Here is a 25,555-nt window from a genome sequence, read left to right as displayed (position 1 = left end):
GTTTTTCCGGATTGGTACCTGTATAACTTTTGCGTGCTATTACCTTCGCACCCGGAAAAATTTTATCAGGATCTTATCCCACGAACCTTGCCTGCCTACCTATTCTAATTAAACAGTAATCAAAACAATGACTGCACGTACCTTCCTGTGCTTACTGGCCTTGTATTGTATTCCCTTTTTTACAAACGCACAAACTGTGGCAACCATCAGCGGTTATGTGAAGGACGCCGAAGGCCCTGTGGCAGGTGCCAGTGTGATCATTCGCGAAACCAACCGGGGCACCATGACCGATAAACGGGGTTACTTCGAAATTAAAGATGCCAAAGGGGCTGTAACGATCATTGTTTCTTATGCGGGTTACGCTACGCAGACACATATATTGGCAGCCGGTACAACGGCCTTGTCGGTAACGCTCATCAAGTCGCAGCAGGAACTGCAGACTGTGAAGGTAACCGCAGCCGGCAAGGTACAGGAGCCGAAGCAATCCGGATTTTCGGTGAATGTGGTCGAGACGAAACAGTTTGCCAATACCACGGCCGATATCAACCAGGTACTCAACCTCACCACCGGGGTGCGTATCCGCGAACAGGGTGGGCTAGGTTCCAATTTCAATTTCTCGATCAACGGCCTCTCTGGTAAATCAGTCAAATACTTTATCGATGGGGTGCCGACCGATATATTGGGCAGCGCCCTGTCGCTCAACAATATTCCCGTCAACCTGTCCGAACGTATCGAAGTATACAAAGGCGTAGTACCCGTGCACCTCGGCTCGGATGCCATGGGCGGGGCCATCAACATCATTACCACACAGCACCAGCGCAATTACCTCGATGCCAGCTACAGCCTTGGTTCCTTCAACACGCACCGCGCTTCTTTTACCGGCCAGTACACGCATCTCAAAACGGGTATCATGGTAAAAGGCACTGCCTTCTACAACTACTCCGACAACAACTACACGATGAAGGATGTAGAGATATTGCAAGGCGGTGTGCGCAAAGGCGACGAGATCACCGATCTCAATGGCGCCAGTTTCGTACGCACCGATATCAAACGTTTTCATGACCAATACCAGTCGGCCATGGGCCAGGTGGAAGTAGGAGTGGCCGGTAAATCCTGGGCCGACGCGCTGTTTGTTGCGGGTGGCTATTCGAAGGGTAAGCAGGACCTGCAAACCGGTTTCGAGCAGACCATCGTATATGGTAAGGTGAACCGCGAAAGTGAGGCCTATAGTGGCTCGCTGCGGTACAAGAAAAACAACCTGTTCGTCGACGGACTCAACCTGAATGTATTCGCCTCCCTGTCGAAAGACAGCTACCGGACGGCAGATACCCTGTTTCGCCAGTATTACTGGGATGGCAGCTGGACCACCAAAAGCGCCTCGGAAATGAACAGCGTGAAAAGCCTGTCGCGCATGAACCGCCCCAAGCAGTTTGCCCGTATCAACCTGAGTTATGCCATCAATGATCAACACTCGCTCAACTTCAACTATACGTACGATCGCATCAAGAACGAAAGTTACAATGAGCTGGTGGCGACTGACGATCCACAACCGGGTATCCTCAACAAGCAGATCGCCGGATTGGCCTACCAACAGGAGCTGCTCGACAAACGCTGGGTGAATACCTTCTTTGGTAAATACTATGGCCTGCACCTGACCACCAATAAATGGATCAACAATGTATATACCCCGGTAAGCCAAAGTCAGCCCAACTACGGCTACGGCATTGCCACCCGGTACAAGATCTTGCCGGAGTGGGGGATAAAGGCTTCTTATGAAAAAGCGTACCGCCTGCAGGAAGTGGATGAAGTATTTGGGGATGGCCTCAACGTACAACCCAATCCGGATCTGCGCCCTGAGAACAGCCAGAATGTGAATGTGGGTATGTATTATGGCAAGACGCTGAAAGAACAGCATCGCTTCTATGCGGAGGCTTCCGGCTTTTACCGCAAGGCGGTGGATTTCATTTACCCGGTGCCGGATCAGCGTTCGAAGGCTTTGAAGAACGAGAACAAATCAAGTGTACGCATTACCGGCCTGGAAGCCGAGGTACGCTACGAGTACAGCAGCCTGCTGTCGTTGAACGTGAACATGACCTACCAGCACGCCATCAATACGACGAAGTTTGGCAATACGACCTCCAATACGCCCGAAGCTACCTATAAGAACAAGATACCCAACCAACCCTGGTTGTTTGGCAACGCGAGCCTGGGGTTGGGTAAAAACGACCTGATCGGCAAGCACACCCGTCTGCAGTTCAACTGGTATACACAATATGTGCATTGGTTTTACCTGACCTGGGAGGCTTTCGGCAGTGCGAGCGGTAAATCGATCATCCCCACGCAGGTGGTGCACAATGCCACACTGACCTATTCGCTACAGGAAGGCAAGTATAATATCTCTGCCGAATGCCGCAACATCACCGACAACCTGGCCTTCGACAATTTCAGGTTGCAAAAACCAGGCAGGGCTTTCTCGATGAAGTTCCGCTATTTCTTACGCTAACAACGCTCACTTATAAATTGAATAAACAAGAACATGAAACCAATTTTCGCTATCAGGAACCTGGCGCTGGCTACACTGGCTGTCGCTTCGCTGTTTGGCTGTAAAAAAGACGACAACAACGGCAGTGATCAACCAGAGGAAGGACAATATGCTGCAGTAGTCTGCGTAGGCAGCTGGCCCAATACGGCCTATTATATCGCCAATGTACCTTCCCTCACATCGGGCACGATCACCGTACAGGGCAATGGCGCCGAGATGACCGGCAAGGTATACGCGCAGGATATTTTGCAGAAAGACGGATTCTTCTACCATGCCAACAGCGGCAGCGGCCGTTTTGGCAAATACCATGTAGCCAATGGGGCGGTGGTGGTAGACCGCGAGATACCCTATACCTGGCTCAACTGGAGCTCTTATGTATGGGTGGACAACGAAACACTGGTAATCTTCGGCACGGGTGCTACAGAAACGCAGGTGAACGAAGCCCGCTATTCGATCGTGAAGGTGAAGGATATGACGGTAACCAACGGGAAACTGCCCTTTACGGCCTTCCCCAGCGCCACCTTTACCAACTACAGCATTGGTTTTGCCGAATACCGGGCAGGTAAACTGTTTATCGGTTATCAGTTTGTATCAGACGATTGGTCGCTGTACCCCAATATGCCGGTCAACAAGCAGATGAGCATTGCAGTGGTCAACTATCCCGCCATGACGCTCAACAATACGATCACCGATGTTCGGAGCACCACACCGGGCGGACCGATCGTCTATGCCCAGGCATCTTTCATCGACGAGAACAATGACCTGTATTTCATCACCGATCCGGTGTACAACTACGACTACACTTCTCCTTCGGTGGTTTACCGCATCAAAAGCGGTGAAACGACACTCGACGCCAGCTACTATTTCGACTTCTCTGCCAAGACCTCCAATGGTAAAGGCCCCGCGATGTGGTATATTGGCAATGGGCAGGCGATTGTTCGTACGCGTATTGCCGGTGAGTCGATCGATGCAGAACATTCTTTCTCTGTCATCAACGTGAAGACCGGCCAGTTTATCAAAAAACTTGACCTGCCTGCAGACAAGGGTGAGCGTATGGTACAGGCCGTGATCGTGGAAGATGGTAAGGCGTATATTGCGGTGAATAGCGCCGACAAGGATTATATCTGGGAATATGATCCGGCTACGGGCGGTTTAAAAGCCGGAGCCGAGTTCATCGGTGGTATCGACTATATCCTGCGCCTCGAAAAGATCAAATAAGTAGCTACTGATAGGGGCAAAAAGGCCGGCAGGTTAACTGCTGGCCTTTTTGCTTTTTTACACGTTTTGCCAAATAATTTGGCTAATCAAAAAAAAGGTTAAAATGCCCGAATTTACCGGGTACTTTTTCACTAAAAATTGTAGACCGATTCTAGGCCCTTTTTAGCCAGTTGATGTTCGGATGAATGGTTGGGTCTGTTTTGATTTTTTTGGAGATTCTGGCGGGTTTTAAATGCATTTAGCAGCGATGTTGTGTGATGAGGCGGTGATTGGCAGCGGAATTAACGCCTGATTTACCCTTTATTGTCTGCATATTGCCTGCACACCTTCTACAAAAGGCCTGTCTTACATAGAGAGCGCAGGCAATGTGCAGGCAAGAAGAAGGCAAGTTGCAGGCAAGGAGGTGGCTACGTGGCGGTAAAATAGAGCTAACTGATTGATTGCGATATGTTCTTGTCTATTTATTGGCGTTTATGCTGCTGCGGTAGCTTGCAGGCAGCGGTTTGCCAAGTTTTTTGGCGTATATGCCGCTAGGCTTCCACGGGGTTCGCCAGGTGACGGATGTCATTCGCCTCGATGATCGTGAACTGCCCGTTCTTAACAGACACACGATAAAGACAGGTATTGCTATGACCAAAGCTGCTCATCTGGCTGATCGGTGATTGCGTGAGCAGGCACATCAGTACCAGCAACGAACGACCATGCATACACACGAGTACCCGTTTTTCGTGGGGCCTGGAAAGGATGATATCCATGGCTTCCTGCAGGCGTGCGGCCACCTGGTTGGGACTTTCCCCTTTTTCAAAAGCCAGGTCACATTGTCCGCCCTGCCAATTGGTATTCATGTCGCGGAAGGCGCTGATCCAATCTTCCTTGCTGTGCTTACCCTCCCAGATACCAAAAGACAGTTCATCGAGCCCCGGCAATTGCTCCCAGGCCAGACCATCTTCAATAAAGTTCTTTACAGTCTGATGGGTACGCTTCAGCGCAGAGGTATATACTTTATCAAAACCCAGTTGCTTATAGTACTGGTAAAAGGCTTCCCCCTGTTGTCTGCCCAGTGCATTAAGGTCGGTATTGACGCCTCTGCCCTGCACAATGCCCAGCTTGTTGTAATCTGTTTCTCCATGTCTGATGATATACAACTCTTTATCCATAATTGATGCGCTCTTAAAGGGCGCAAAGTTAGGGCAATCGGAGATTTGATCGGATTAGAAGATCATTATGATTGGAAGGCCAGGGTGAAATAATGGCAGTTGTTCTCGAACCGATAGCGTACCTCCCAGCCATACCGCTGGCTGATCTGCTTCACCAGCGCCAATCCCAATCCTGTACCGGGTTTGGTGGAAGAAGTGGTGCCAAAGCGCTTGAACAGCTGTTCCTGGCGTAGCTTTTCGAGGCCGCTGTTGGCGATCACCAGTTTGCCCGGGGAAAGATTTACGGTGATACCGCCTTGCGGGGTGCAATACCGGATGGCATTGGTGATGAGGTTGTTTAAGACGATCTCCACCAATATCCGGTTGCCCTCGAGCGTAATGCCGGGTGGGATAGCACTGCTTAATTCCAGGTCCTTCGATTGGGCAAAGGGCGTGAAGGTATGGATGGTTTCTTCCAACAAGGCCGAGAGGTCGATGGTGGCCCGATCCATATACTGGCTGTTCTCGATCTTGGTGAGCAACAGCAGGTTTTTGTTGATGCGGGTGACGCGCGACAGTGCCTTGAGGGTTTCTTCGATGATGGCGTACTGCTCGGTGGTCAGCGACTGGTTTTGCATCAGCAATTCCAGTTTGGATTGTACGATGGCGAGGGGTGTCTGCAATTCATGCGACGCATTGTCGGCAAATTCCTTTTGCTGGTTGTACGCAGCAATGCTGCTGCCGATGAGTTTATCCAGGCTTTGGTTGAGTGCCTTGAATTCATCGATCTCGGTGGCCTCGAAGCTGGGTTTTTCCCGTTGGTTGAGGTCGAAATGCCGGATCTTTTCCAGGCTGTGGTAAAAGGGTTTCCAGAGCCTTTTGGAGATGGACCGGTTGAGCAGGATAAAGCCCACCAGCAGCAATACCAGGAACAGGACCGTGAGGCCGGTCAGGATCACGATGATCAGGTAACTGTCTTCGCGGCCAGCTTCATCGGTAAGGATGATATGGTGCTCGTCGAGTTCCATCTGCCATAGCTTGGTGAAGATGACATAATAGACAGGAATGCTGCACACCAGTACGGTGACGGCAAAGACGATCATCTTTTTCAGCGACAGGTTCAATAGCTTACTCATACTTCCCATTTATAACCTGACCCATACAATGTTTTTAGGTAATTGCCCCCGCCGGCTTCCTGCAGTTTCTTTTTCAGGTTCTTGATGTGCACGTATACGAAGTCGTAATTGTCCATCATATCGGCTACCTCGCCCGACAGGTGCTCGGCCAGGGCGCTTTTGGAGATGACCTTGTTTTTGTTGCTGATGAAATACAGCAGCAGGTTGAATTCTTTGCGTGTTAGCGTCACGGGCTGCTCGTTGATCAGTACCGTCTTGGCCTGCAGGTTGATGGTGAGCTCATGCTGCTCGATGATATTGGCACTGCCAAACTGCTTGCGGCGGATGATGGAGTAGATCCGTGCAGCCAGTTCCGACAGGTGAAAGGGTTTGGTGAGGTAATCGTCGGCACCCAGTTGCAGCCCTTCAATTTTATCTTCCAGCGAGTTCCTGGCCGACACAATGATCACCCCATCCTGTTTGTTTTGCTGCTTCAGTGCTGAGAGGATCTTCATGCCATCACCACCCGGCAACATCAGGTCCAGCACGATGCAGTCGTATTCGAATACGTCGATCTTGTCCATGGCGGCTTTGAAGGTAGCCGCATACTCGCACAGGTAGCTTTCATCCGACAGATAAGCGCCAATACTTTGCGCGAGGGTCTCTTCGTCTTCTATGATCAGGATCTTCATCGGTCAAAATGATGGTTCAAGTTTGAAGGAATGCTGAAGTGGTGGTGGGACCTGTTCTGTCTGCAAATGTAGGCGTAAACAGCGTATGGCGCGAGGATTTCCCTTTAGTGCATGCGGGAGGGCGGTACGCCAAATTCTTTCTTGAAGGCGGCGGAGAAATGGGCGATGTGGAGATAGCCGTATTTGGTTGCTACATCTGTGATGGACTGGCCGGCCTGGAGGGCTTCTTTGGCGCCTTGCATATTGCGTTCCTGGTAGTAACGGAAGAGGGTTTTGCCGAAGGTGGCTTTGAACGCCTGCTTGAGGGTGGTTTCGTTGGTGCCGAGCTGTTGGGCGAGGCCGATGATGGTGAATTGTTTGCGGCCTTTGTTGGCGTTGATGTGTTTTTGGGCCTGCAGGGCGATCTGGGTATGCGATTCGGGGAGTTTGTCGGGCGTGATGGCCTGTTGTAGTTGTGAGCAGGCATGGGCTACCGCTTCCATGACCATGGCTTCGAATACAAGATCCTGGTAGCGGGTGGGCTTCAGGGAAGCGTGAATGATGTTGTTGACGACCTGGTTGTTTTCGGGTTGCAGCGGGCGTGCCTGCTGGCTGTAGAAAACCTGCTTGACGGGGCTGTCGAGGTGAAAGAGGGCCGGCCATTCGGACGGGGTGGAGTGGATGAGTTGGGAGAGGTAGGCGGCTTTGAGCCTGATCTCGATGAACTCAGTGATGGCGGTGGCGTTCCAGGTGAGTAGGGCGGTCTGGTTGCCCCGGAATAGGAGGTTGACCTTTTTCCAGGAGAGGAAAGCTGGCGAGAGCAGTTTGTTGTTAACGGTGAGGCTGGCCTGGGCGCCTTTGGTGCAAAAGAAGAGGGAGATGGGGTAGTCGCCCTTGCAGGGCCAGGTGTCGGCTGGTGCCGATTTGAACCGAACATGGAATACCTGGAAATGGGGGTGGGTGTACAGGGGAGCCGCGACATGCATCATCGCGCGAATAAAGGGGAGAAATCTGAAGAGATTCTGAAGGGGGAGGGTGGGGAAGGCCAGGATTTTTGAAAAATGCAGGCAGTCAATTACATTTGTTTGCTCTTTTATCCCCAAGTTCGGGACGTAGCGCAGCCCGGTAGCGTGCTTCGTTCGGGACGAAGAGGTCGCTGGTTCGAATCCAGTCGTCCCGACTAACAAGGAACCCGCAGCGAAAGCTGCGGGTTTTGTGTTTACGGTAGCGACCTGAGCTTGCTCATGGAGCGGACGGAAACACAAAACGGCTTCGACGAAGTCGAAGCTAGGTTGCTTGGGTAATATGTGGGAAAACCTGGATGGCCTGGTTATCTCACTCCCTTAACCGAAAGCAGCAACCATCTTTAGTCTGATGATAGAATACGCGGTAATGAGGAATAAGATAAAGGAACTGGTGGGGAGGTAAACGATAGTGCCATCATTGCACTACCATATGCCGATGGTCAATAACAGCCGGCCCTTCGTTCCTGAACTGTCTAACAGGTATATTTTTCGATAAACGACACGATTCACGCCTCAACACCATTTGTCGGCGCCAGTTATTGTATGTCTAGCAACGGCTACATTGATCGAATGGTTCTTCGTTCAGTGTAAAGATGACTTAACTTCCACGCCGCTGCGATGCTGTGGATGAGGAGCTGTAAACAGCTGCATGCTGCAAAGCCCTGGTCATTGCATGTCGCAGTGGTAGTCTTGATGAACATTTAATCATCTTAATCTATTACTTATGCTCAAGTTTATGTTAACCATCGCCCTGCTGGTAGCCGCATTGGTAGGTACAGTTGTCGGTCGCAAGGCGGGCGAAGGTCAAAAAGAATTTTTACCAGGGGCACCCCTGCCAAGTACGCAGGGAAAGTAACTCCTATCATGCAGGGACGGCAACAAGCGCGTTGGCCGTCCTTGCCTCCCCAACCCGCAAGGAGGCAAAACGAACCGCATTAGCCATGCCTCCTGATCGGCATGGCTATCGTAGCTGTTTTTGGCTATTACAGAACAAAATACAGGACCTGCTTCCGCATCACTTCAATCCTTCACTTCCATTACTTTTATTTTTCAAGGAAACCAAGGTGCACTTGGACGTTGGGACAGATCTACTGGCACCAGCCGGAGAACTTGTACCACTGCCGCACTTGTAAGCTATTGAGGACATCATGCAAATCAATGATTTAAGTATGATTCTGATTATCCAAGCTGGGAAAGAGGCAGCTGCAAGGTGGTCTTTGGTCATTTTTTTCAAAAATCCCGACCGTTTTGGAACGCCCATACGTCCAAAATATAAACGCCTTAAAAATGGAGCTATTAAAAGGAAAAGTAGCAGTCGTATTTGCGGCCTCCGGAGAAATTGCCGGAGCAGTTGCCCGGTCTTTCGCACAACACGGCGCAAAAGTGCATGTCACCGGCCGTAAACTCACAAAAGTAAAAGCCCTTGCCGACGAGATCAAAGCAGGCGGTGGCCAGGCCGAAGCAGGAACAGTTGACGCGTTGAACGAAACCGAGATCGACGCCTATTTACAACAGGTCGTTGCTGATAACGGACAATTGGATATTGTATTCAATGGCATCGGGAGCTATTACAGGGATGCGGGTAGCGGAACGCCCACGACAATGGCCACATTCGAGCAATTCCTGCATCCTTTGCAAAGTATCTGTGGCTCGCAATTCCTTACTTCAAGGAGCGCCGCAAGACATATGATCCAATCCGGATCCGAAGGCACCATCTTACTATTCAACGCCTCTATGTCGAGAACCAAGACCCCTAATATGGCTGGGTTCGCCTCCGCCTGTGCCGCTATTGAAGGATTGACGAGGGTAATGGCTGCGGAGTTTGGCCAGCATGGGATCAAGGTGACCTGCATTTGCTCCAGCGCCATTTACGAGTCCTATAAGATATCGGAAATGATCAGTGACTTTTCTCAACAATTAGGCGTTTCCAAGGAAGATATGACTGCACAATACAAAAAATTCGATATCCTGGGATCAGGACCGACATTGAAACAAGTAGCGGAGACGGCTACCTTCCTGGCTTCTGAAAACGGGGTACTATTCAACAGCCATATCGTTGATGTAGATTGCGGAAAGCTCAATTTACTATAATTTACCTATCGGGCTTCGGTCCACTTTATAAACTAGTACTAAATTGAATACATGGAAAGCGAAGAAATCCTTAAAAAGGCGATGGCCGGCGATATCAATTCGTTCCAATCTTTGTTTGCGGAATTTCAAAGCCCATTGAGATCCTATCTCTACCGCCTACTCACCGATCGGAATGATGTGGAGGACCTGACACATGATACTTTCATCAGGGCGTTTGACAGAATATCCACCTTCCATCAGAACTCGTCACTCAAGACCTGGGTATTCAGCATAGCCACCAACCTGGCTTATGATCACTTGCGGAAATTAAAAAGATGGCCAGCTGATGCCCAGGATCAGGGAGCGATGTTGGCCATCGGCACGGAAGAGATCGGACAAGCCTTCCGGATTGTTCACCAGACTTCCAATGCCGGGGCTTACGAAATGAAGGAACATATCGATTTTTGTTTCACCTGCATTTCGAAAACCTTACCCATCGAACATCAGGTGGCGTTGATCTTAAAGGATATTTATAATTTTTCTGTGAAAGAGATCAGCCTCATTCTCGATAAAACGGAAGGAATAGTAAAACACCTCCTGATCTACGCCCGGGATACCATGACAAGCATTTTTGATAACAGGTGTGCCCTGATCAATAAAAATGGCCCCTGCGACCAATGCAGCCAACTGAATGGAATATTTAATCCTAAGCAAGATCAGCAAGAGCAACGGATGAAACTTGAATTGGTAAAGGGATCGACAAAGTTTGACCGGGCGGAACTATTTAAAATGAGAACCACTCTTGTAAAAGCCATTGATCCACTAGACAGTTCAGGAACCGACTTGCATGATATTATTTTCAGGTGTACCAAGACGGCAATCGGAGAAGTAAGTAACTTTTTTGAATTGCCCCAGGATAAAACAGGCTAACCGTATTGGCACTTGAAGCAAGTCAACCATTATAGTAATAATACTTTTAACGCATTTACTAAAATACAACCATGTAGTATGAAAAAAATTATCTTCTCCCTATTTATTGGCGCCCTGTTTTTTCATCAGCAGCTCTTTGCGCAGGAATTGAAGTCTCAGTTTTTATTTGATTTGGCGATCGATCTCCAGCCTCCACAGATGGTTGGACCTGTATTAAGAGGAACACGGATCATTTTTCCGTTCAGGGAAGGCGTTGTAACAGGCGATAAAATAAAAGGTAAAATAGTAGCAGGTAGCGGAGAGTGGGGACTTGTGCTTGATTCCGCCACCTTTAAAGTAGACGTTCGCACTACTATTGAAACTGATGAAGGCGCGCTTATTTACATGACCTATTCTGGATATAATCACACGAGTGCAAAAAACTTCGCTATGATTGGTGCTGGAAAAGGTGGTGAGCTGGCTGCTGCTGATTATTATTTCCGAACAGCGGTGTCATTTGAAACAAGCCATCCGAGGTATGCCTGGCTTAATCACACCGTGGCGATAGGTGTAGGTAGTTTTCCTGCTTCGGGCAAAGTGAATTACCGGATTTATACAATTCAGTAAATCGTTCTCATTTTGTGGCTTGCTGGAACTGAACCCTTCAGGTCATGGGACCTGAAGGGTTTGTAGCGCCGCTTTTATACCGGAACACTAACTTTTAAACCGGAAGGTTGACACTTCTGCCAGGCCCGGTTGCTTTTGCGTATCGTGGCCGGATCTGGGGACGAGTTTAAAATAACGCAACTGTTTGGTTTGCGGCAGATCAATGAACTGGCGCAGCAGGTTAACATCATTAAGCATAAATATACCAGTGCTTTCCCAGGTATTGTTGTCATTACTGATGAGTATTTCCAGCTCTTTGATCTTGCGATCACCTTCCTTCTGCGATATAATAAATCCGTCTACCGTAGCCTGGGCGCCCATGTCAATCGTTACCCAGTGATGGGGGTAATCCGTTGCATCTGTAGAGTACCGTGTTATCCATATGGTAGTCAGGTTGCCATCAATAATGGCAGAAGCCAGGCGACCGCTGGCGGACTCTTCCGAACTAAATCCGGTAACTGACCATTGGGTTGTAGGATGGATATAACGCCACGGTTCACCAGACGGACGTATCTGAGGAGCAGCAGTTATAGACGGAAGCCCAAAATTAGGCGATCCGTCAGGATTCCATTGGAAGCGTTGTATGTTTGGGCTGCGGGCTCCACTGCTGCTATTGGCAACAGAACGGGCATGGTAAATAATCCAGTCTTCCTTGCCGTCAGGCGATTTAAAGAAGCCGTTATGCCCAGGGCCAAAGATGCTGCTTTCCGAACGCATAGAAAAAACGGGGTGATTCTTTTTTGTCCAGTCAGCCGGATCCATGGGATCTCCGCCTTCTTTCAACGTAAGTTGGCCCAGGCAATAGCCGTCTACCCAGTACCCACTGCCCGAATAGATGACAAAGACCCGCCCTTGCGGATTGACAAGTACCTGCGGTCCTTCATTGATGGGGTTGCCATTTTTTTCCCAGGTATAATTGGGGGTGGCGATCATCACTTTTTCGCTGGAAATTGTCCAGGGATTGGTCATTTTAGCGATATAGATATTTTGTGGAGGAGCCCCTGCATTTCCCCCCGACCAGATCATGTACATTTGGCCATTATACTGCAGTATTGTTCCATCTATGGCCCATTCATCTGTAGGATCAGCTACCTTGCCCTTCAACTCCCAGGTGCCTTCTACAGGTGTAGGGGAACTGTTTTCCACTACATACATTCGGTGGTTCGCATTATTACCGTCATCTGCCGCAAAATAAAAATACCATTTGCCATCGATCTCATGCAGTTCGGGGGCCCATAAATTCCTGGAGTAGGGGTGGCCTGCCGCTGGTGTCCACACATCATACCTGCGTGCGGAAGCAAGCTCTGACAGGTTTTTGGTCTCCAGTATCACGAGCTTACTACCCTGCGTATACGTGTAGTAGTAAACACCATTCTTCTGCGTCACCCAGGGATCAGGTCCTCCCGTCATAATGGGATTAAAAAACAAGCTATCACGCGTAAATCCCGCCCATTCTCCTGTTGGCGGTGGAGGCCCGGTAGGTTTTTCCGGCAATGGGTCGTAATAACGTTCTTTTGCTTTTTGGCAGGCGGCAGACAGTATTATGCCACCGAGTATGCCTATCGTTATAATGAATGTTTTCATTTGCATGTGTTTGTGATACTGGTTGATTGTTGTTGCCCTTACCATTCAATGGCCTGGTCTTCATCGGGAATGAGTATGTTTCGCTGGCGCTCCATAGTCATTGACCCTTCCACGCTGTACCTCACCGGTATGCCAGGCATGGTGGTGATGTCGTCGTATTTATACCGGAGGTTGACTGTATAATATTGTTTTGCCAGGTATTTCTTCGTGGGGTCTACCGTCTTTGTGAGCTTATAGGTTGGCTGGCCAAGCATTTCAAAATTGATGGCAGGGTTGGTTGCGTACACATTCAATGCCCCTACCTCGTCGCCGTTGCCTTCTTTTACAGGCGCTAAAAATTCCATGACAACTTTATAGGCGCCCCGGGATTCTCCCCTTTCTTCGGTTACGCCGGCGTAAAAGAACACCGATTTTTCATCTACTACATAGGCCGTCCTGGTGCTGGATACGAGCGGGTTGGTAGTCTGACCATCCAGATAGGCGTTCATGGAAGTGGCGGAATAATTGCCCGAATAATCATTAAAGGGTATCACGTTCAGCAAAGCTTTCCGCCAGCCCTTACGGGTATTGGTGATATAAGCCGGATCTTCTTTGATGGTAAGTGGCAACACATACCGTTCCACCAGGTCTAAGTTGTCAAATTTGAATTTGATGGGAAAGTTCTGCGTATTTGATCCCCTTGGAATCAAACAGGTTGGCGAAGACAATTCAAAATAACTGGCAGGCAGTTGTTTAAAATAGAGATCGGTGCGATGCTGATACTTTTCCTTGTTATAAATAGTGAGTGTATCGTTATCCACTTCTATTTTAACATACTTGTCCGATTGGTTGGGCTGAGACCCACTGACGATGAGCGGTAAATTGTAGGTCACCTCCCCATTTTTGTTGTATCTCAGGTAAACCGGGGCAACCCCTTCGCTGTTCAGCGTGGTTTTAAAGGACACCATCTGTATATAAAGCTCATCCTCCCATTCGGCAGTACAGGAGTTGAGCACCATGCCCAACAGGCCTATCATAATATATTGCTGTAAACTTTTCATGCGTAATTTTTGAATCTTTAGTGACAGGAAGCCCGTTTGATGATACGGACCGTTTATTATAGCAAAGTCAAGCCGTTTTTTGATCAATCGAATGATGGCCAGCCGGGCGATTGATTCAGGCGTTTGTTCTTCCTCAGCTCATCCCAATCAATCGGCCAGAAATACATTTTCCTGGAAAAGGTAGTTTGTAATAAGGGTACGCGTACCGGCGTGTGAAACAGGGCAGCCTGCGCCTTGGTCATAAAAGTATTAAAGCCGTATATCTGCTCTGCTTCATCTACAGGCGCATCTTTCCATCGACGCAGGTCGTAGTATCGCTGGTTCTCGCCCAGAAACTCCACCTGCCGTTCCTGCTTTATTTTTTTACGCAGGTCCTCTTTACTGCCATATATGGATTGATCGAAGTTTGGTATGCCAGCCCGGATGCGTACTTGCCCTACGGCTTTTTTCATGTCCTCTTCAAGCCTGGATACTGCATAGCTAGCGGTGCCATCCCAGGAAGGAATGTTATAAGTGCCGGTCAGTTCATTCAGTGATTCGGCATACATCAACAGGATATCTGCGTACCGTATGGCAAGGTCTACTTTGGGAAAGATCTTTCCGCCATTTCCACTGTTGTTGTCTTTCGGGTTCACGAATTTCATGATGCCAATGCCGGTCGGCAACCAGGTATCTCCATTTATATAACCATTAAACTCTCCCCGGTAATAAAATATCTGCTGGTTGGTAACGGTGGGCAGATTGCTTACCGCGCTGGACATGGTCCAAAGTGCACCGCTGAAGGCCACGGAAGCATAAAACCGGGGTTCGCGGTTGGCAAATTCTTTCCATACATTGGCCAATAATGGCTTAAAGGCATTTACTTCAGCTGGCAGTACAAACATATTGCTGCCGTACTGATTGCGTATGGCCTGCCTGTCGAAAGGTTTTCCGTCGTTCATGCTGTAAGCATCGCATTGCTTCAGTGTAAGGCCATGCGAATTGTATCCCCCTCCGGTCTTCGGCATCTGGAGTCTGGCCAATGCCATAATACCTCCTTCTGCATTGATCTGGTTGTCTCCCCGGGTAAATATCATTTCAGGGTTTTCGGAAGCATACAATTCTCCATTGAAGACCGACCTGTAAGATTCGAAAGGATCAATGTCTGCCCAGCCATCAGGAAAATTCCGCGCTGAATACTCCGGGTGATGGGGTGGGGCAATGGTAGCCGGGTAATCCGTAGTTCCTCTAGTTTTAGCCGCCGCTGTGTAGAGCTTGTATATGCCGAGGTTGATAACATCCTTGCAGGCAGCTGCTGCCCTGGCCCATCTTTCTTCGCTGTATTGCAGGGCAATCAATGGTTTTCCCTCATCATTGGTAAAGTCGGCCATTTCCGGATTGCCATTTGCCAGTGGACTGGCGGCGAAGAGCAACGCTTTGGCGCGGGTAGCCAATGCTGCCCCGCGCGTGGGGCGGCCAATATTGCGATTGTCCCATTTCAGGGGAAGATCTTTCGCCGCCAATGCCATCTCTTCGGCTATAAAGCCTGCCACTTCCTCATACGTGTTGCGTGGGTAGGAGAGGTTGTCGTAGGTGTCATCATAGTCAACCCCTTTATCAGGCATAATGGGCACTGGGCCATACTTGCGCAATAACAGCCAATAGAGGTAAGCGCGCACAAACCGGGCCTGCGCTTTATACCCTGTAACCTGGCTCTCGGTGAATGTGCTGCCATCCGATAGGCTGTGCAGCATGACGGATGCCTGACGGATGCCGCCATAGGATTGAGACCAGGACTGGAGCCAGGTATGGTCGTATTCGCCGAATTTGAACCTTCGGAACCTTTCTCCATTGCCCCCGGACGATTCGTTAAAGTACATGTCATCCGAATAGTTGGTCAGGTTATTACCGGTAGCCCCCATTTCGAGGTTGTTGTTCAATAATGCGCTATAGGCATTGGCGAGCCATTGCTCTGTATAGTCTTTGCTTTTGAAGATACGCTCCTCGCTCTGGCGGTCATTGAAGTAATGCTCTACGTTCAGGTACTTTTTGCAGGATATCGAACAGGCTATCACGCCTGTTAATAACATGCCAATCATCAGTTGTTTTTTCTTCATCGTCATGGGTATTAAAGGTTGATGGTTAAGCCGCAGGTGAATGTTTTGGCCAATGGATAAGCCTGTCCGTTGGTGCTGTTCATTTCAGGATCCCACATCTTGAATGGGGAGAAAGTAAGCAGGTTGGTGCCCAGGAAATAAATGCGCATTGTTTTGACACCTATCCTGTTGGTGATGGCTTTGGGAAAAGTGTATCCGGCATCTATCGTTTTTAACCGCAGGTAAGAACTCTCCCGTAGCCAGTAGGTGGATGCCCGGTAATTATTGGCACTTCCGTTATAGCTCAGCCGGGGGTAGGCGGCATGGGGATCCTCATTCTTGCCCAACATCCAGCGACCAGATTCTACCACATCAGCGAGTATATTGCCCCAGTCTCCCTGGCTAAAGGGATACACCGTGAACCCATTGATGAAGAAAGAGGATTTTCCGGCTCCCTGAAATAAGAAACTGGCATCAAAACCTTTCCAGTTGGCCGACAGACCAAAACCGTAAATGAGATTCGGGTAACGGGTGGCGCCAACAGCTACAATATCATTGTCATTAATAACGCCATCGCCGTTAATGTCCTTATACTTAATATCGCCCGGTGCTACCCGCCCAAAACTTTGGGTAGGGCTGTTGCGGATATCATCATAACTTTCAAATAGCCCCAATGCTACGAGTCCTTTGTTTTGATTGACCCTGAAACCTGCCCGGGTTGTATAGGGGTAGTTGCTATACTGTTCATCTGCTTCCAGTATTTTGTTGCGACTATAGGTCATGGTACTACGCAGGGTAAGGCTTACTTTGTTGATCTGATGAGATAGTTTCAATTGTCCATCAAAGCCACTGGATAGGGTAGAGCCTACGTTGGCACGGGGATCCTGTCCTTTCAACCCCACAATGTCGGGGATGAACTGTCTTTCCATATAAATGCCGTCGCGCTGCTCATGAAAATAATCGAGTGCACCGCCGAACTTGTCTCCGAAAAAAGAAAAATCCAGCCCAAGATCATGTTTGGTAGATATCTCCCAGGTGATTGTATTGGAAGCTACCCGTGAGTAGGAGAGGGAGGGATAGCTATTTCTACTTTCGAGATCGCCCCAGTTGTAGCCTGCGTCGACGTTTGTGCTGAAAGAGGCGAGGTAAGGAAATCGTACCGGCATGTAATCGTTCCCCACTCTTCCATAGGAATAGCGGATCTTGAACATGTCCATCCAGGGGAGTTTTTTCTGTATAAAATCTTCTTCGGCCACGTTCCAGGCACCGGACACGGCAGGGAACAGTCCGAACTGATGGCCGGCCGCAAAGTTCTCTGAACCGTTATAGCCAAAGTTTATATCAAAGAAATAACGGGAGCGGTAGCCATAGGTAAACCGGCCTGCCAGCCGTTGATTGCGACGCTCTATACCCTGCATCAAATCTTCGGCATAATTGGAGGTATTCACCTTTTTCTCCTGGGTATATTGAACGATTCCTCCAAAACTGTGGCTTTGAATGGTTTTGGTATAGTGCATTTCTCCCTGGAAGGTTTCGGCCCTGTCGCCGGTTGCATCGGAGCGCTGGGTAAGCAGCTGTTCGGTAATGGATCTTTTTAGCCGCAGTTCTCCGGTTGACTCACGTTGCCGTTCTGCCATCCATCCTTCGGGCCATTTCATTCGGCGGATGTAGTTGTTATTGTTGTTGTCGTAACCAAAGCGTCCTACAAAACGTAAGCCGGGCGTAATGAATTTCAGGTTTTGCTCGAGGGTAACGTTCGTTTGAATCTTGTTTTGCCAGTTTTCAATATAGCCTTGTTGGGTAATCAGGACCCATGGGTTTTGCCTTTCCGCACCTCCTCTCGACGCCACCTGGCCGGTAGAATACTTGATGGGGATCGAGATAGGGTTTTGCCCCATGAGGGAGGCCCATATCTCGTCATAAGTACCACCCGGCAGGTTTTGCTTACCTAAGCTACCACTTACCCCCACCCTTACCAACGTGGTTGAAGTAAGGTTCATATCTACATTCGCCCGATAGTTCCAGCGTTTGTAGTTGGCATTGGTGTTGTAGCCTTTCAGGTTTTCGCTGGTTTCGTACATGCCACCTTCATCGATATAGCTGCCGGATACGAAATAGCGCGCCAGCGAGCCACCACCGTCGAAATTGAGGGAGGCACGCTGCGTCAAAGCACCGGGTTTCAGGAACATGTCCATCCAACTGATGTCGGGGAATAGGTCGGGGTCCAATTGGTTCCTGATAAGTGCAAGGTCTTCCTCTGTATAAAACGGCTCCTCGTTCCGGGTGATGCGCGCTTCATTCATCAAACTGGCATAGGTGTACCCATCGACGAACTTGGGCGTAAAGGTGCGGGTGTTATAAGATCCTTCGTATTTGGCATTGATGCTTACCTTATCTGTTTTACCTTTTTTGGTGGTGATCAACACCACGCCGTTTGCCCCCCGCGAGCCGTAGATGGCTGTGGTAGAGGCGTCTTTAAGTACGGTAAAGGTTTCAATGTCTTCAATATTGATCTCGTTAAGGCTTCTTTCAAAACCATCTACCAGAACAAGCGCTGATGTGCCCGCTCCAAATGTGGATATACCCCGTATCCAGAATTCGGAGGAGTTGCTGCCCGGTTGCCCGCTACCCTGCATAGCCAGTACGCCCGATACGTTTCCTGCCAGCGCATTGGTAATGCTGGAAGTGGATGTTTTGAGCGTGGATACATCGACCGTTGTGATGGCTCCTGTTACGGTCGCTTTTTTCTGACGTCCTAAAGCGGTTACAATGACCTCATCCATGGCTTTCTTGTCGGATGTTTTGAGGGTTACATTGATGACCAGCGTGTCCTTTATCAGGATCTCTTGCTGTACAAAGCTCAGGTGCGAAAAAACGAGCCACTGGTACTTGTTGGCCTTTATGGAGTATACTCCCTTTTCGTTGGCAGTGATACCCAATCCGGGCTGATCTTTAATGGTAACGGTGACGCCCGGTATCGGATCTTTCTGTTCATTGACGATCGTGCCGGTAACGATCACTGTACCGGTCGGTGTCGCGGCAATGTGGGCGGTATCCTGCGCGTAGGTACAGGTAACAGCACCAACAATTGCCATTAATACAGAGACAATTATTTTCATAAGTGTGTATTCATTCATTGCCTGGGCTGCTTCTCACTACTGCATATAGTGGCTGACGCAACCGCGCAATGGGTTAAAATAAAAGGTGGGAAGTGTTGTGTTTTTATTCGGCTGTGATGGTTCGAATGCGTTTATTATCGCGCTCTGCGATGTAAAATATTTTCCGAACGGGGTCATAATCTATACCGGAGGGGTCGGCAAAACGGGCTTCCGTTCTCGGATCGCCGTCAATATACCCCCTTACGCTACCGTCGGGCGTGGGGCTGCCTTTACCTGCAAAAGTGGTGACTACCCCGGTTGGCGTTAGTATGCGGATGCTTTGGTTGGTTTGGTCACAGAAGTAATAGTCGTATTCATCTGCCTGCCCTGCATAAGCAGGGTTTTTTACAAATACCCCCTGGTAAGCTTTGCGTATCCGGGCTGATGTGCCTATGGCGTCCACATCGCCTGCAGTAGCGCTTCCTGCAAAGAGGATAGGAGGTTCCAGTTCGCGTGTATTCCAATTGTAAATACTCTTATAAATGCGGGTAGGCATTACGATATAAGCATAGTTACCGGTGGGATGGAAGAAGATCAATGAATTACTGTTCGTACTTCCTCCTACCAGGAACAACAGTTTGGGGTTAAGGTCACCCGTGACCGGATCCGGAATGGCTTTTTTGATACTTACACCCTGAAAGCCATTGTAGAACATTTCGTTGGTTACCGGATGCGGTGCAGTGGAAAAGCAGGCGGGATCGTAGATGTAAGGATGTACACGGCGATAGTTTTCCGAACGCAGTGTGTAGGCTACGGCTACCTTGGTTCTGGCTGTTACGTTTGCGTTATCATCCCCCAGAAACAAGGTGTCCTTATTGGCGCTGAGCGTGGTGGTCTGCATCTTGGTAAAGGAAGCCTGCCCATTGGTAACCAGCGTAGATACTGTTCTGTTGTTCAGGTCTACCCGTCTTACGGCCCGGTCCAATTCTGTTACAAACAGTACATTGGTTTCCGGCTCATAGCTTACCCAGCCTGGATACGAAAACCTGGCCTCTTCAAAGGCCCCATCCACGATGGAGGAGTTGCCCAGCTCGTCTACGTTGCCGAGGAGCGTGCCCACCGTGGTACTATTGGTGTACGTGAATAGATCTTCAAAGGTATGTTCCACTTTGCCCGAGGTCTCATTGATTACTACCCGTACTTTCCCGGTAGCCGTTTGGCCAGGCACCCAACAATAAATTTGTTTTCCATTGGCGCCGACTACCTTGATCTCTTTGTCGCCTATATATACGCGGATCAAAGAGATATCTGTCCCAAAATTGTCTCCGTAAATGTACAGGCGTGTTCTAACTGCTCCTGTTCTGGGTGAGAAATCTGAAAAGACGGTCGTTTTGGAGGGGTCGTGTTTGCTGTCTACAAGTCCGTCTTCTTTACAGGAATAAAAAGTGCTTGAACATAGGAATAGCAACAAAATAAGCGCATAAGGTTTCTGCGGGTTCAATTTCATAATGGCGTTGTCTTGGTTTATAAAAAGCTTAAACAGGTATACATCAAACAAGGGGCAAAAGACCTCGCGTCTCGCAGAAGACGCTGCTTTTATTCCGATTATTGAGTACTGCCTGCAATCGTTTGGTACTTATATAGGCAATAGGCAGTTTCTATTGCAATGGAAAAATACCTAACCTTGACGAAGCGCATTATTCCATCTTTTGTCTTTTTGTTCCAATCTTGTATGAGCAAAAAAATAGATATAGATGCCCGTGGTAACGGACATGTACCATCACCTGGATGACCCCAGGCAATCCAGCCGTTTCGAGTAGCATGAAAACTACATGATTTTTTGCAACATGTTCTGATCCGTATTATCAATATCTTAGCGGATCAAAAGCTACACCGCAGCGAGCGGTTTCATACAATCCGTCAATATGAAATGGATCATCTTTCTTCTTTGTTTTATGCCAGGCAGTGTGATTGCCCAACAGTTGGATATTATGTTGATAGGTGTTTCCCACAACTACAGCGGCTATCCTGCGCAGGATTTCTCCGGCATTCATCGAAAAATTCGAGATTTCCGTCCTACTGCCTTTTTTGGAGAATTTCTCAGCAGCGAAGACGAAAGGCTGGTGATGGACTACTGGTGTAAAGCGGATAACGTCAAAAGACTGCAAACCCTGGAGAAAAACCGCCACATTCCCCAAGCGCTACTGGCGGGGAGGATAGACAGCTTGAAGAAAAGAGCCCTGTTGGATACTGCCAATTATTATATTAAAGCTGATCTTTCCCACGCCTATTACCTAAACCAGGATGTCGCGAACGGGCATTATCAGTTCTGGAAAGTATTCGACTACCTGCAGCGAGCGCCCAATACTTCACTCGAAAGATATGTCGATAGTTTACTGAGTCCCAAGCTGGATACGACAGGAAGAAGCATGAAGCGGTTAAAAACCTCGGAATATGCCGTGATCGCGTTTCCCTTGATGCAACAATTGGGCATCAGGGAACTGCTCTCCATGGATTGCCAGGATTATGACTTGAATTGGGGCGCCTCCTGGGCCGCGTTTGACACTAAATTTGCTGTATTCCGCAAGGATACAAATCAGGCATTTAAAAACGAATTAAAGTCCCATCTTACCAGGATCAACAACGGTTATGCCAAATATGATTCTATTGAACGGTATTCGAAAAGGGTGACCGAGTGGCTGAATACGGATGAGGCGGCAGCCATCTCGGCATCGGGTGATTTCTATTTGCCCGACATGTATGACATGCAAAACTTCCCCAAAGAAGTAATGCTGTCGAAGATCCATTGGTGGCTCATGCGAAACAAAGGCATGTGCGACAATGTAGTAAACCGTGCCCGTAAAGCGGGCGTTAGGCGAATAGTGGTGATGGCTGGTGCCAATCATAGAAAATACATGCAGGATATTTTCCGCACTATGCCGCAGGTTCGGGTAAGAAATATAAACGAGTTTTAGTTGTACCGAATAAATAAGCCAATGTTTCGGCCTGGCTCAACAGCGTAGGCAATGGGTTTATGAGAAAGCATTTACTAAAAGAAAGAAAGGCATTCGCAAGAGACATAGAACACAAGTTCAAACGATAGTCAATTGGTTCTTCGTCCCGACCAACACAAACCCGCAGCGACTGCTGCGGGTTTTCTGTTTACAGTAGCATCCTGAGCTCGCTTAGGAACGCGGACTGAAATAATAACCGCCCTATGCAATCTGGAAAGGTAACTTGAGTAATAGGGAGGGCAACCGGATCAGTGTAGATAATCCAGCTTGCTCGGGTAAGCGGACGGAAACACAAAACAGCATGGACGTAGTCGAAGCGTAGTTGCTTGAGTAATAGGTGGGATAAGCTCGATCAGCGCACGATGTAGTCCTGGAATTCCGATGGCGACTTACGAATAATAATATTAACCATCATTGCCATTGATGACCGAGCGCGAATCGGGTGCTTTTTCATCTGCTTTTTTTGCAGCCTTCCAAAATTGAAATAAGGAGGCATTATCTTCCATAAACTGTTTAAGTCTCTCTGCGGGAGACTTCGATAGCCATATTTTTAATTGCAACTCTTTTATATGTTGTGGTGTGTCATTCATAAGGTTAATAAATCAAATGTCTTCAAATTCAATTTACTAGTCCATTTCTTAATATATGGCCAATCCATATTTTCAATGGTAGCAAGATTTTTGATGTCTTCCACCTGCTGGGCTGATTGGTATTCCTGTATCCATATTACTTTAGAAATAAGTAGATCTTCCGGAGAGACCACATAAATCGCTTTATCAAAAAAATCAACTTTTTTTCTTCTACTAAACTCTTCCTGTCGGAAAGCCTCATCTTTTAAAACCACAAAATCAGCTTTAAAGCCAGATGCATGATCAATAATATTGAATATGCTTCGCCTTTTTACTGCATCCTGAATGGCTTCTTTGTCACAATAATAGCCATCTTTGAAATGCTCAATAAATAGATCTATATTTTTCGGTTCAAGATGAATAACAAAATCAAAGTCCCTTGTTGCTCTGGGTATTATGTAAATACTCATTGCTACACTCCCGGAAAGCATATAGGGTATATTCGATTCATTGAGTACATCTGTTATTTTCTGGAAAAATGCGACCATACAAAATACAAGATACTTTAAGTCGCTCTATTGAGCAAAAAACATTATCTAAAGTATTGATTATTATAGTTGTATGTTTTTGCATCCTGATTCTGCAATGTGTTTTAATACGTTCTGATTTACTGTTTACCTGGGGCTTTTATTACAATGAAATTTGATGGTATTGGCCTTCTAAACCCAAAGCACGGTTTTACAAAAACAGGGATTTATCACCCTGGGTCGGAGAGAACGTAAAGTAAACAATTGCAAAGAACACTCCCGATAGTATTATGGCGATTTCTGTTGTTGAAGTAGATAAAACCCTATTGCTTACCCTCAATGAATAGATAGAGATCATCTTATTGATGGACGCCTATCTTGCCGCCTGCAACAGAGTGAGCAAAGCTACGGATGAAAAGATCGCGATTAAAGAGGCGAAAAACCAAGGGCTGCAAGATTTCAAATTCCTTCCCTACGCCCGGTCAAGCAGACATAAGTTTTTGTAAGTGCGCCCCCCGACTAACGGTAGTGCCAGGTTGGCACGTCTTAGAATACGTAGACCAGCGATTACCTATAGATAAAACTTGCCCAACTAACGACTTGCCAGGCTTTTATTCTTGGATGAAACTATTCAGTGATCATTTCAACCTTAAAAGAATGAAAAAACACTCCTTAAGACCAAGTAATGCAATCAGCATTTTATTACTACTAATTACGACGGCGACATTCATCGGATGTAAAAAAACGGCCTTCAAGGACAGCAGCCCGGAGCCAGCACCGGTGGAGGAAACCGGTCTGCTCGCAACCATCGCGAACCCACTGGCCGATCAATCTTTTGCCGCCCTGAACAACACTTTCCTGTTCACATCAGGCTCCACACAGTACTATAAGGAATCGGTCAGCAACAGCAGTGATGACTATTTCTGGCGGCAGGCCCTGGAGATTCAAATGGTGGAAGATGTGTATCTAAGAACCAAGAGTACCGCCCACCGAACCTTGATCACTAATTTATTAAATACCTTTTTGCAAAATGAACAAGGATCAGGCGGACTCTATGACTGGAATTGGAACGAATACAACGACGACTTGCTCTGGGCAGGCATTGCCTTTGTGCGTGGCTATCAGATAACCGGTAATGCCACTTTTTTAAACCAGGCTAAATATGCCTTCAACCGGGTGTATGACCGCGGGTGGGACAATGCCCTGGGCGGAGGTATCTGGTGGGATATTCGCAAAAACGAAAAGTCGGGCCTGAGTAACAACCCGGCCGTGATTCTCGCGCTGTACATTTACGAATCGACAGGCGAAACCGTCTATCTGACAAAAGCTAGCGCCATTTATGATTGGATCTGGGCGACCTTGTACAACCAAAGTACGGGGGCTGTATATGAAAACATACAGGCCAATGGCGTACGGAGCAATGCTGCCAATACGTACAATATAGGTGCTTTTGTCAGTGCTGCCAGCGCGCTTCACCGCATCACGGGCCGGCCATCCGTGTACGACGATGCGAAACGGTCCGTAGACTACGTAGTACTCACCCAAACCAACAATGGCATTATGACCAGCGGACAACGGGATGGTACCTCGCAATCCGAATTTGCCCGGGGCATGGGTGAGTTTGTACGAGATAATAATCTATGGAGCACCTATTGGGATTGGATGCGGAGAAATGCAGACGCCGCCTGGAACAGACGCCGCACTGATCTCAACATTTCCTGGAATAACTGGACGCAGAATATGCCGGTGGATAACGTGGCTCGCAGCCTGGAGTGTATCGGTACCGTCATCATGCTCAATGTAACGCCGGTAGCACAACCGGGATTTTCAAGCGGAACTACTTACCGGATCACTCCCAAAATTAACGAAGCCAGTGCCCTGGATGTGATTGGAGCCGGAACAGCCAACTCCGTGAAAACGAATATATGGACTTACAACGGAGGCGCCCACCAAAGATGGCAACTGGTTAGCCAGGGGCGTGGCTATTACCGGCTTACACCAACGCATGCCACCGGATCGGCGCTGGATGTAAACGGTGCCAGTGCTGTTAATAATGCCGAAGCGCAAATTTACACCTGGAGTGGTGGTAGTGCTCAATTGTGGAAACTGGTATACGATTATGACGGCTACTATAAGTTGAAACCGCGGTGTGCCCCTTTAAACTGCCTGAATGTGGTAGCCAACAATCCGGCCAACGGTACCAGGTGTGTACTGTGGAAGGAAAGCAATGGCGACAATGAAAGATGGCTGCTGCAATAACGGGCAATGGCAGTCTATACCATAATAACAACGAGCA

Annotated in this window: 19 protein-coding genes and 1 tRNA gene; 9 read left to right on the top strand and 11 right to left on the bottom strand. The window is 48.3% G+C overall.

All coding sequences use genetic code 11. From position 1 onward, the window contains the following. The first annotated feature begins 127 nt into the window (after window positions 1-127). Both P2W70_RS31870 and P2W70_RS31865 read left to right on the top strand, forming a co-directional pair. A complete protein-coding gene (locus P2W70_RS31870; RefSeq protein ID WP_276485660.1) occupies window positions 128-2,503 on the top strand; it encodes a TonB-dependent receptor in 2,376 nt (791 codons plus the stop codon). A gap of 33 nt (window positions 2,504-2,536) precedes the next feature. Beyond that, entirely contained in the window at window positions 2,537-3,760 is a 1,224-nt protein-coding gene (locus P2W70_RS31865; RefSeq protein WP_276485659.1) for a DUF4374 domain-containing protein, read from the top strand. A 530-nt stretch (window positions 3,761-4,290) separates the two neighbouring features. On the opposite strand, the gene P2W70_RS31860 is transcribed toward P2W70_RS31865, so the two are convergent. The 4 genes from P2W70_RS31860 to P2W70_RS31845 all read right to left on the bottom strand — a co-directional run bounded on the left by P2W70_RS31860 (window position 4,291) and on the right by P2W70_RS31845 (window position 7,671). Then, complete coding sequence (locus P2W70_RS31860; protein WP_276485658.1) at window positions 4,291-4,917, bottom strand: histidine phosphatase family protein; 627 nt, start codon at window positions 4,915-4,917, stop codon at window positions 4,291-4,293. A 65-nt stretch (window positions 4,918-4,982) separates the two neighbouring features. Next, window positions 4,983-6,032 carry a sensor histidine kinase gene (locus P2W70_RS31855; protein ID WP_276485657.1) on the bottom strand — a complete coding sequence of 350 codons (1,050 nt, stop codon included), beginning with the start codon at window positions 6,030-6,032 and terminating at the stop codon, window positions 4,983-4,985. After that, a complete protein-coding gene (locus P2W70_RS31850; protein ID WP_276485656.1) occupies window positions 6,029-6,703 on the bottom strand; it encodes a response regulator transcription factor in 675 nt (224 codons plus the stop codon). The genes P2W70_RS31855 and P2W70_RS31850 overlap by 4 nt, the downstream gene beginning before the upstream one ends. A gap of 104 nt (window positions 6,704-6,807) precedes the next feature. After that, entirely contained in the window at window positions 6,808-7,671 is an 864-nt protein-coding gene (locus tag P2W70_RS31845) for an AraC family transcriptional regulator (protein ID WP_276485655.1), read from the bottom strand. A 117-nt stretch (window positions 7,672-7,788) separates the two neighbouring features. Here P2W70_RS31845 and P2W70_RS31840 point away from each other — a divergent pair. The 5 genes from P2W70_RS31840 to P2W70_RS31820 all read left to right on the top strand — a co-directional run bounded on the left by P2W70_RS31840 (window position 7,789) and on the right by P2W70_RS31820 (window position 11,313). Then, window positions 7,789-7,862: transfer RNA gene (locus tag P2W70_RS31840), tRNA-Pro, on the top strand. 569 nt (window positions 7,863-8,431) lie between these two features. Then, window positions 8,432-8,563 carry a hypothetical protein gene (locus tag P2W70_RS31835; RefSeq protein WP_276485654.1) on the top strand — a complete coding sequence of 44 codons (132 nt, stop codon included), beginning with the start codon at window positions 8,432-8,434 and terminating at the stop codon, window positions 8,561-8,563. A gap of 431 nt (window positions 8,564-8,994) precedes the next feature. Further along, on the top strand, window positions 8,995-9,798 hold the full coding sequence (locus P2W70_RS31830; RefSeq protein ID WP_276485653.1) for an SDR family NAD(P)-dependent oxidoreductase: 804 nt from the start codon (window positions 8,995-8,997) through the stop codon (window positions 9,796-9,798). A 51-nt stretch (window positions 9,799-9,849) separates the two neighbouring features. After that, window positions 9,850-10,707, top strand: a complete 858-nt coding sequence (locus P2W70_RS31825) for an RNA polymerase sigma factor (protein ID WP_276485652.1) — start codon at window positions 9,850-9,852, stop codon at window positions 10,705-10,707. A 78-nt stretch (window positions 10,708-10,785) separates the two neighbouring features. Next, window positions 10,786-11,313, top strand: a complete 528-nt coding sequence (locus P2W70_RS31820) for a DUF3237 domain-containing protein (protein WP_276485651.1) — start codon at window positions 10,786-10,788, stop codon at window positions 11,311-11,313. An 87-nt stretch (window positions 11,314-11,400) separates the two neighbouring features. Here the strand turns inward: P2W70_RS31820 and P2W70_RS31815 are convergent, their stop codons facing one another. The 5 genes from P2W70_RS31815 to P2W70_RS31795 form a co-directional block, all read right to left on the bottom strand. Then, on the bottom strand, window positions 11,401-12,936 hold the full coding sequence (locus tag P2W70_RS31815; protein WP_276485650.1) for a family 43 glycosylhydrolase: 1,536 nt from the start codon (window positions 12,934-12,936) through the stop codon (window positions 11,401-11,403). 38 nt (window positions 12,937-12,974) lie between these two features. Next, on the bottom strand, window positions 12,975-13,976 hold the full coding sequence (locus P2W70_RS31810) for a DUF4973 domain-containing protein (protein WP_276485649.1): 1,002 nt from the start codon (window positions 13,974-13,976) through the stop codon (window positions 12,975-12,977). Window positions 13,977-14,059: 83 nt separating this feature from the next. After that, entirely contained in the window at window positions 14,060-16,078 is a 2,019-nt protein-coding gene (locus P2W70_RS31805; protein WP_276485648.1) for a RagB/SusD family nutrient uptake outer membrane protein, read from the bottom strand. Between the two features lie 5 nt (window positions 16,079-16,083). Next, entirely contained in the window at window positions 16,084-19,170 is a 3,087-nt protein-coding gene (locus tag P2W70_RS31800; protein ID WP_276485647.1) for a SusC/RagA family TonB-linked outer membrane protein, read from the bottom strand. A gap of 103 nt (window positions 19,171-19,273) precedes the next feature. Further along, window positions 19,274-20,656: an IPT/TIG domain-containing protein gene (locus P2W70_RS31795; protein ID WP_276485646.1), complete on the bottom strand. Its 1,383-nt coding sequence runs from the start codon at window positions 20,654-20,656 to the stop codon at window positions 19,274-19,276. A 418-nt stretch (window positions 20,657-21,074) separates the two neighbouring features. Here P2W70_RS31795 and P2W70_RS31790 point away from each other — a divergent pair, with 418 nt between their 5' ends. Then, window positions 21,075-22,124 carry a DUF5694 domain-containing protein gene (locus P2W70_RS31790; protein ID WP_276485645.1) on the top strand — a complete coding sequence of 350 codons (1,050 nt, stop codon included), beginning with the start codon at window positions 21,075-21,077 and terminating at the stop codon, window positions 22,122-22,124. 443 nt (window positions 22,125-22,567) lie between these two features. On the opposite strand, the gene P2W70_RS31785 is transcribed toward P2W70_RS31790, so the two are convergent. After that, window positions 22,568-22,753, bottom strand: a complete 186-nt coding sequence (locus tag P2W70_RS31785; RefSeq protein WP_276485644.1) for a hypothetical protein — start codon at window positions 22,751-22,753, stop codon at window positions 22,568-22,570. After that, window positions 22,750-23,280, bottom strand: coding sequence for a DUF6036 family nucleotidyltransferase (locus P2W70_RS31780; protein WP_276485643.1), 531 nt, complete (start codon window positions 23,278-23,280; stop codon window positions 22,750-22,752). The genes P2W70_RS31785 and P2W70_RS31780 overlap by 4 nt, the downstream gene beginning before the upstream one ends. A gap of 636 nt (window positions 23,281-23,916) precedes the next feature. On the opposite strand from P2W70_RS31780, the gene P2W70_RS31775 reads away from it, so the two are divergent. Next, a complete protein-coding gene (locus P2W70_RS31775; RefSeq protein WP_276485642.1) occupies window positions 23,917-25,518 on the top strand; it encodes a glycoside hydrolase family 76 protein in 1,602 nt (533 codons plus the stop codon). The last annotated feature ends 37 nt before the right edge of the window (window positions 25,519-25,555 follow it).

This window comes from Paraflavitalea pollutisoli (genome assembly GCF_029360705.1).
In the GTDB taxonomy this organism is placed as follows: Bacteria; Bacteroidota; Bacteroidia; order Chitinophagales; family Chitinophagaceae; genus Paraflavitalea; species Paraflavitalea pollutisoli.
Note: the sequence above shows the minus strand (reverse complement) of the source record. Positions and strands in the feature narration are given on the sequence as shown.

Bases quoted from the DNA above. Each gene is read 5' to 3' on its own strand.
- P2W70_RS31800 (WP_276485647.1), bottom strand. From the start codon at position 19,170: ATGAAAATAATTGTCTCTGTATTAATGGCAATTGTTGGTGCTGTTACC.
- P2W70_RS31845 (WP_276485655.1), bottom strand. From the start codon at position 7,671: ATGATGCATGTCGCGGCTCCCCTGTACACCCACCCCCATTTCCAGGTA.
- P2W70_RS31865 (WP_276485659.1), top strand. From the start codon at position 2,537: ATGAAACCAATTTTCGCTATCAGGAACCTGGCGCTGGCTACACTGGCT.
- P2W70_RS31850 (WP_276485656.1), bottom strand. From the start codon at position 6,703: ATGAAGATCCTGATCATAGAAGACGAAGAGACCCTCGCGCAAAGTATT.
- P2W70_RS31815 (WP_276485650.1), bottom strand. From the start codon at position 12,936: ATGAAAACATTCATTATAACGATAGGCATACTCGGTGGCATAATACTG.
- P2W70_RS31785 (WP_276485644.1), bottom strand. From the start codon at position 22,753: ATGAATGACACACCACAACATATAAAAGAGTTGCAATTAAAAATATGG.
- P2W70_RS31855 (WP_276485657.1), bottom strand. From the start codon at position 6,032: ATGAGTAAGCTATTGAACCTGTCGCTGAAAAAGATGATCGTCTTTGCC.
- P2W70_RS31860 (WP_276485658.1), bottom strand. From the start codon at position 4,917: ATGGATAAAGAGTTGTATATCATCAGACATGGAGAAACAGATTACAAC.
- P2W70_RS31790 (WP_276485645.1), top strand. From the start codon at position 21,075: ATGAAATGGATCATCTTTCTTCTTTGTTTTATGCCAGGCAGTGTGATT.
- P2W70_RS31835 (WP_276485654.1), top strand. From the start codon at position 8,432: ATGCTCAAGTTTATGTTAACCATCGCCCTGCTGGTAGCCGCATTGGTA.
- P2W70_RS31820 (WP_276485651.1), top strand. From the start codon at position 10,786: ATGAAAAAAATTATCTTCTCCCTATTTATTGGCGCCCTGTTTTTTCAT.
- P2W70_RS31795 (WP_276485646.1), bottom strand. From the start codon at position 20,656: ATGAAATTGAACCCGCAGAAACCTTATGCGCTTATTTTGTTGCTATTC.
- P2W70_RS31805 (WP_276485648.1), bottom strand. From the start codon at position 16,078: ATGACGATGAAGAAAAAACAACTGATGATTGGCATGTTATTAACAGGC.
- P2W70_RS31825 (WP_276485652.1), top strand. From the start codon at position 9,850: ATGGAAAGCGAAGAAATCCTTAAAAAGGCGATGGCCGGCGATATCAAT.
- P2W70_RS31810 (WP_276485649.1), bottom strand. From the start codon at position 13,976: ATGAAAAGTTTACAGCAATATATTATGATAGGCCTGTTGGGCATGGTG.
- P2W70_RS31780 (WP_276485643.1), bottom strand. From the start codon at position 23,280: ATGGTCGCATTTTTCCAGAAAATAACAGATGTACTCAATGAATCGAAT.
- P2W70_RS31830 (WP_276485653.1), top strand. From the start codon at position 8,995: ATGGAGCTATTAAAAGGAAAAGTAGCAGTCGTATTTGCGGCCTCCGGA.
- P2W70_RS31775 (WP_276485642.1), top strand. From the start codon at position 23,917: ATGAAAAAACACTCCTTAAGACCAAGTAATGCAATCAGCATTTTATTA.
- P2W70_RS31870 (WP_276485660.1), top strand. From the start codon at position 128: ATGACTGCACGTACCTTCCTGTGCTTACTGGCCTTGTATTGTATTCCC.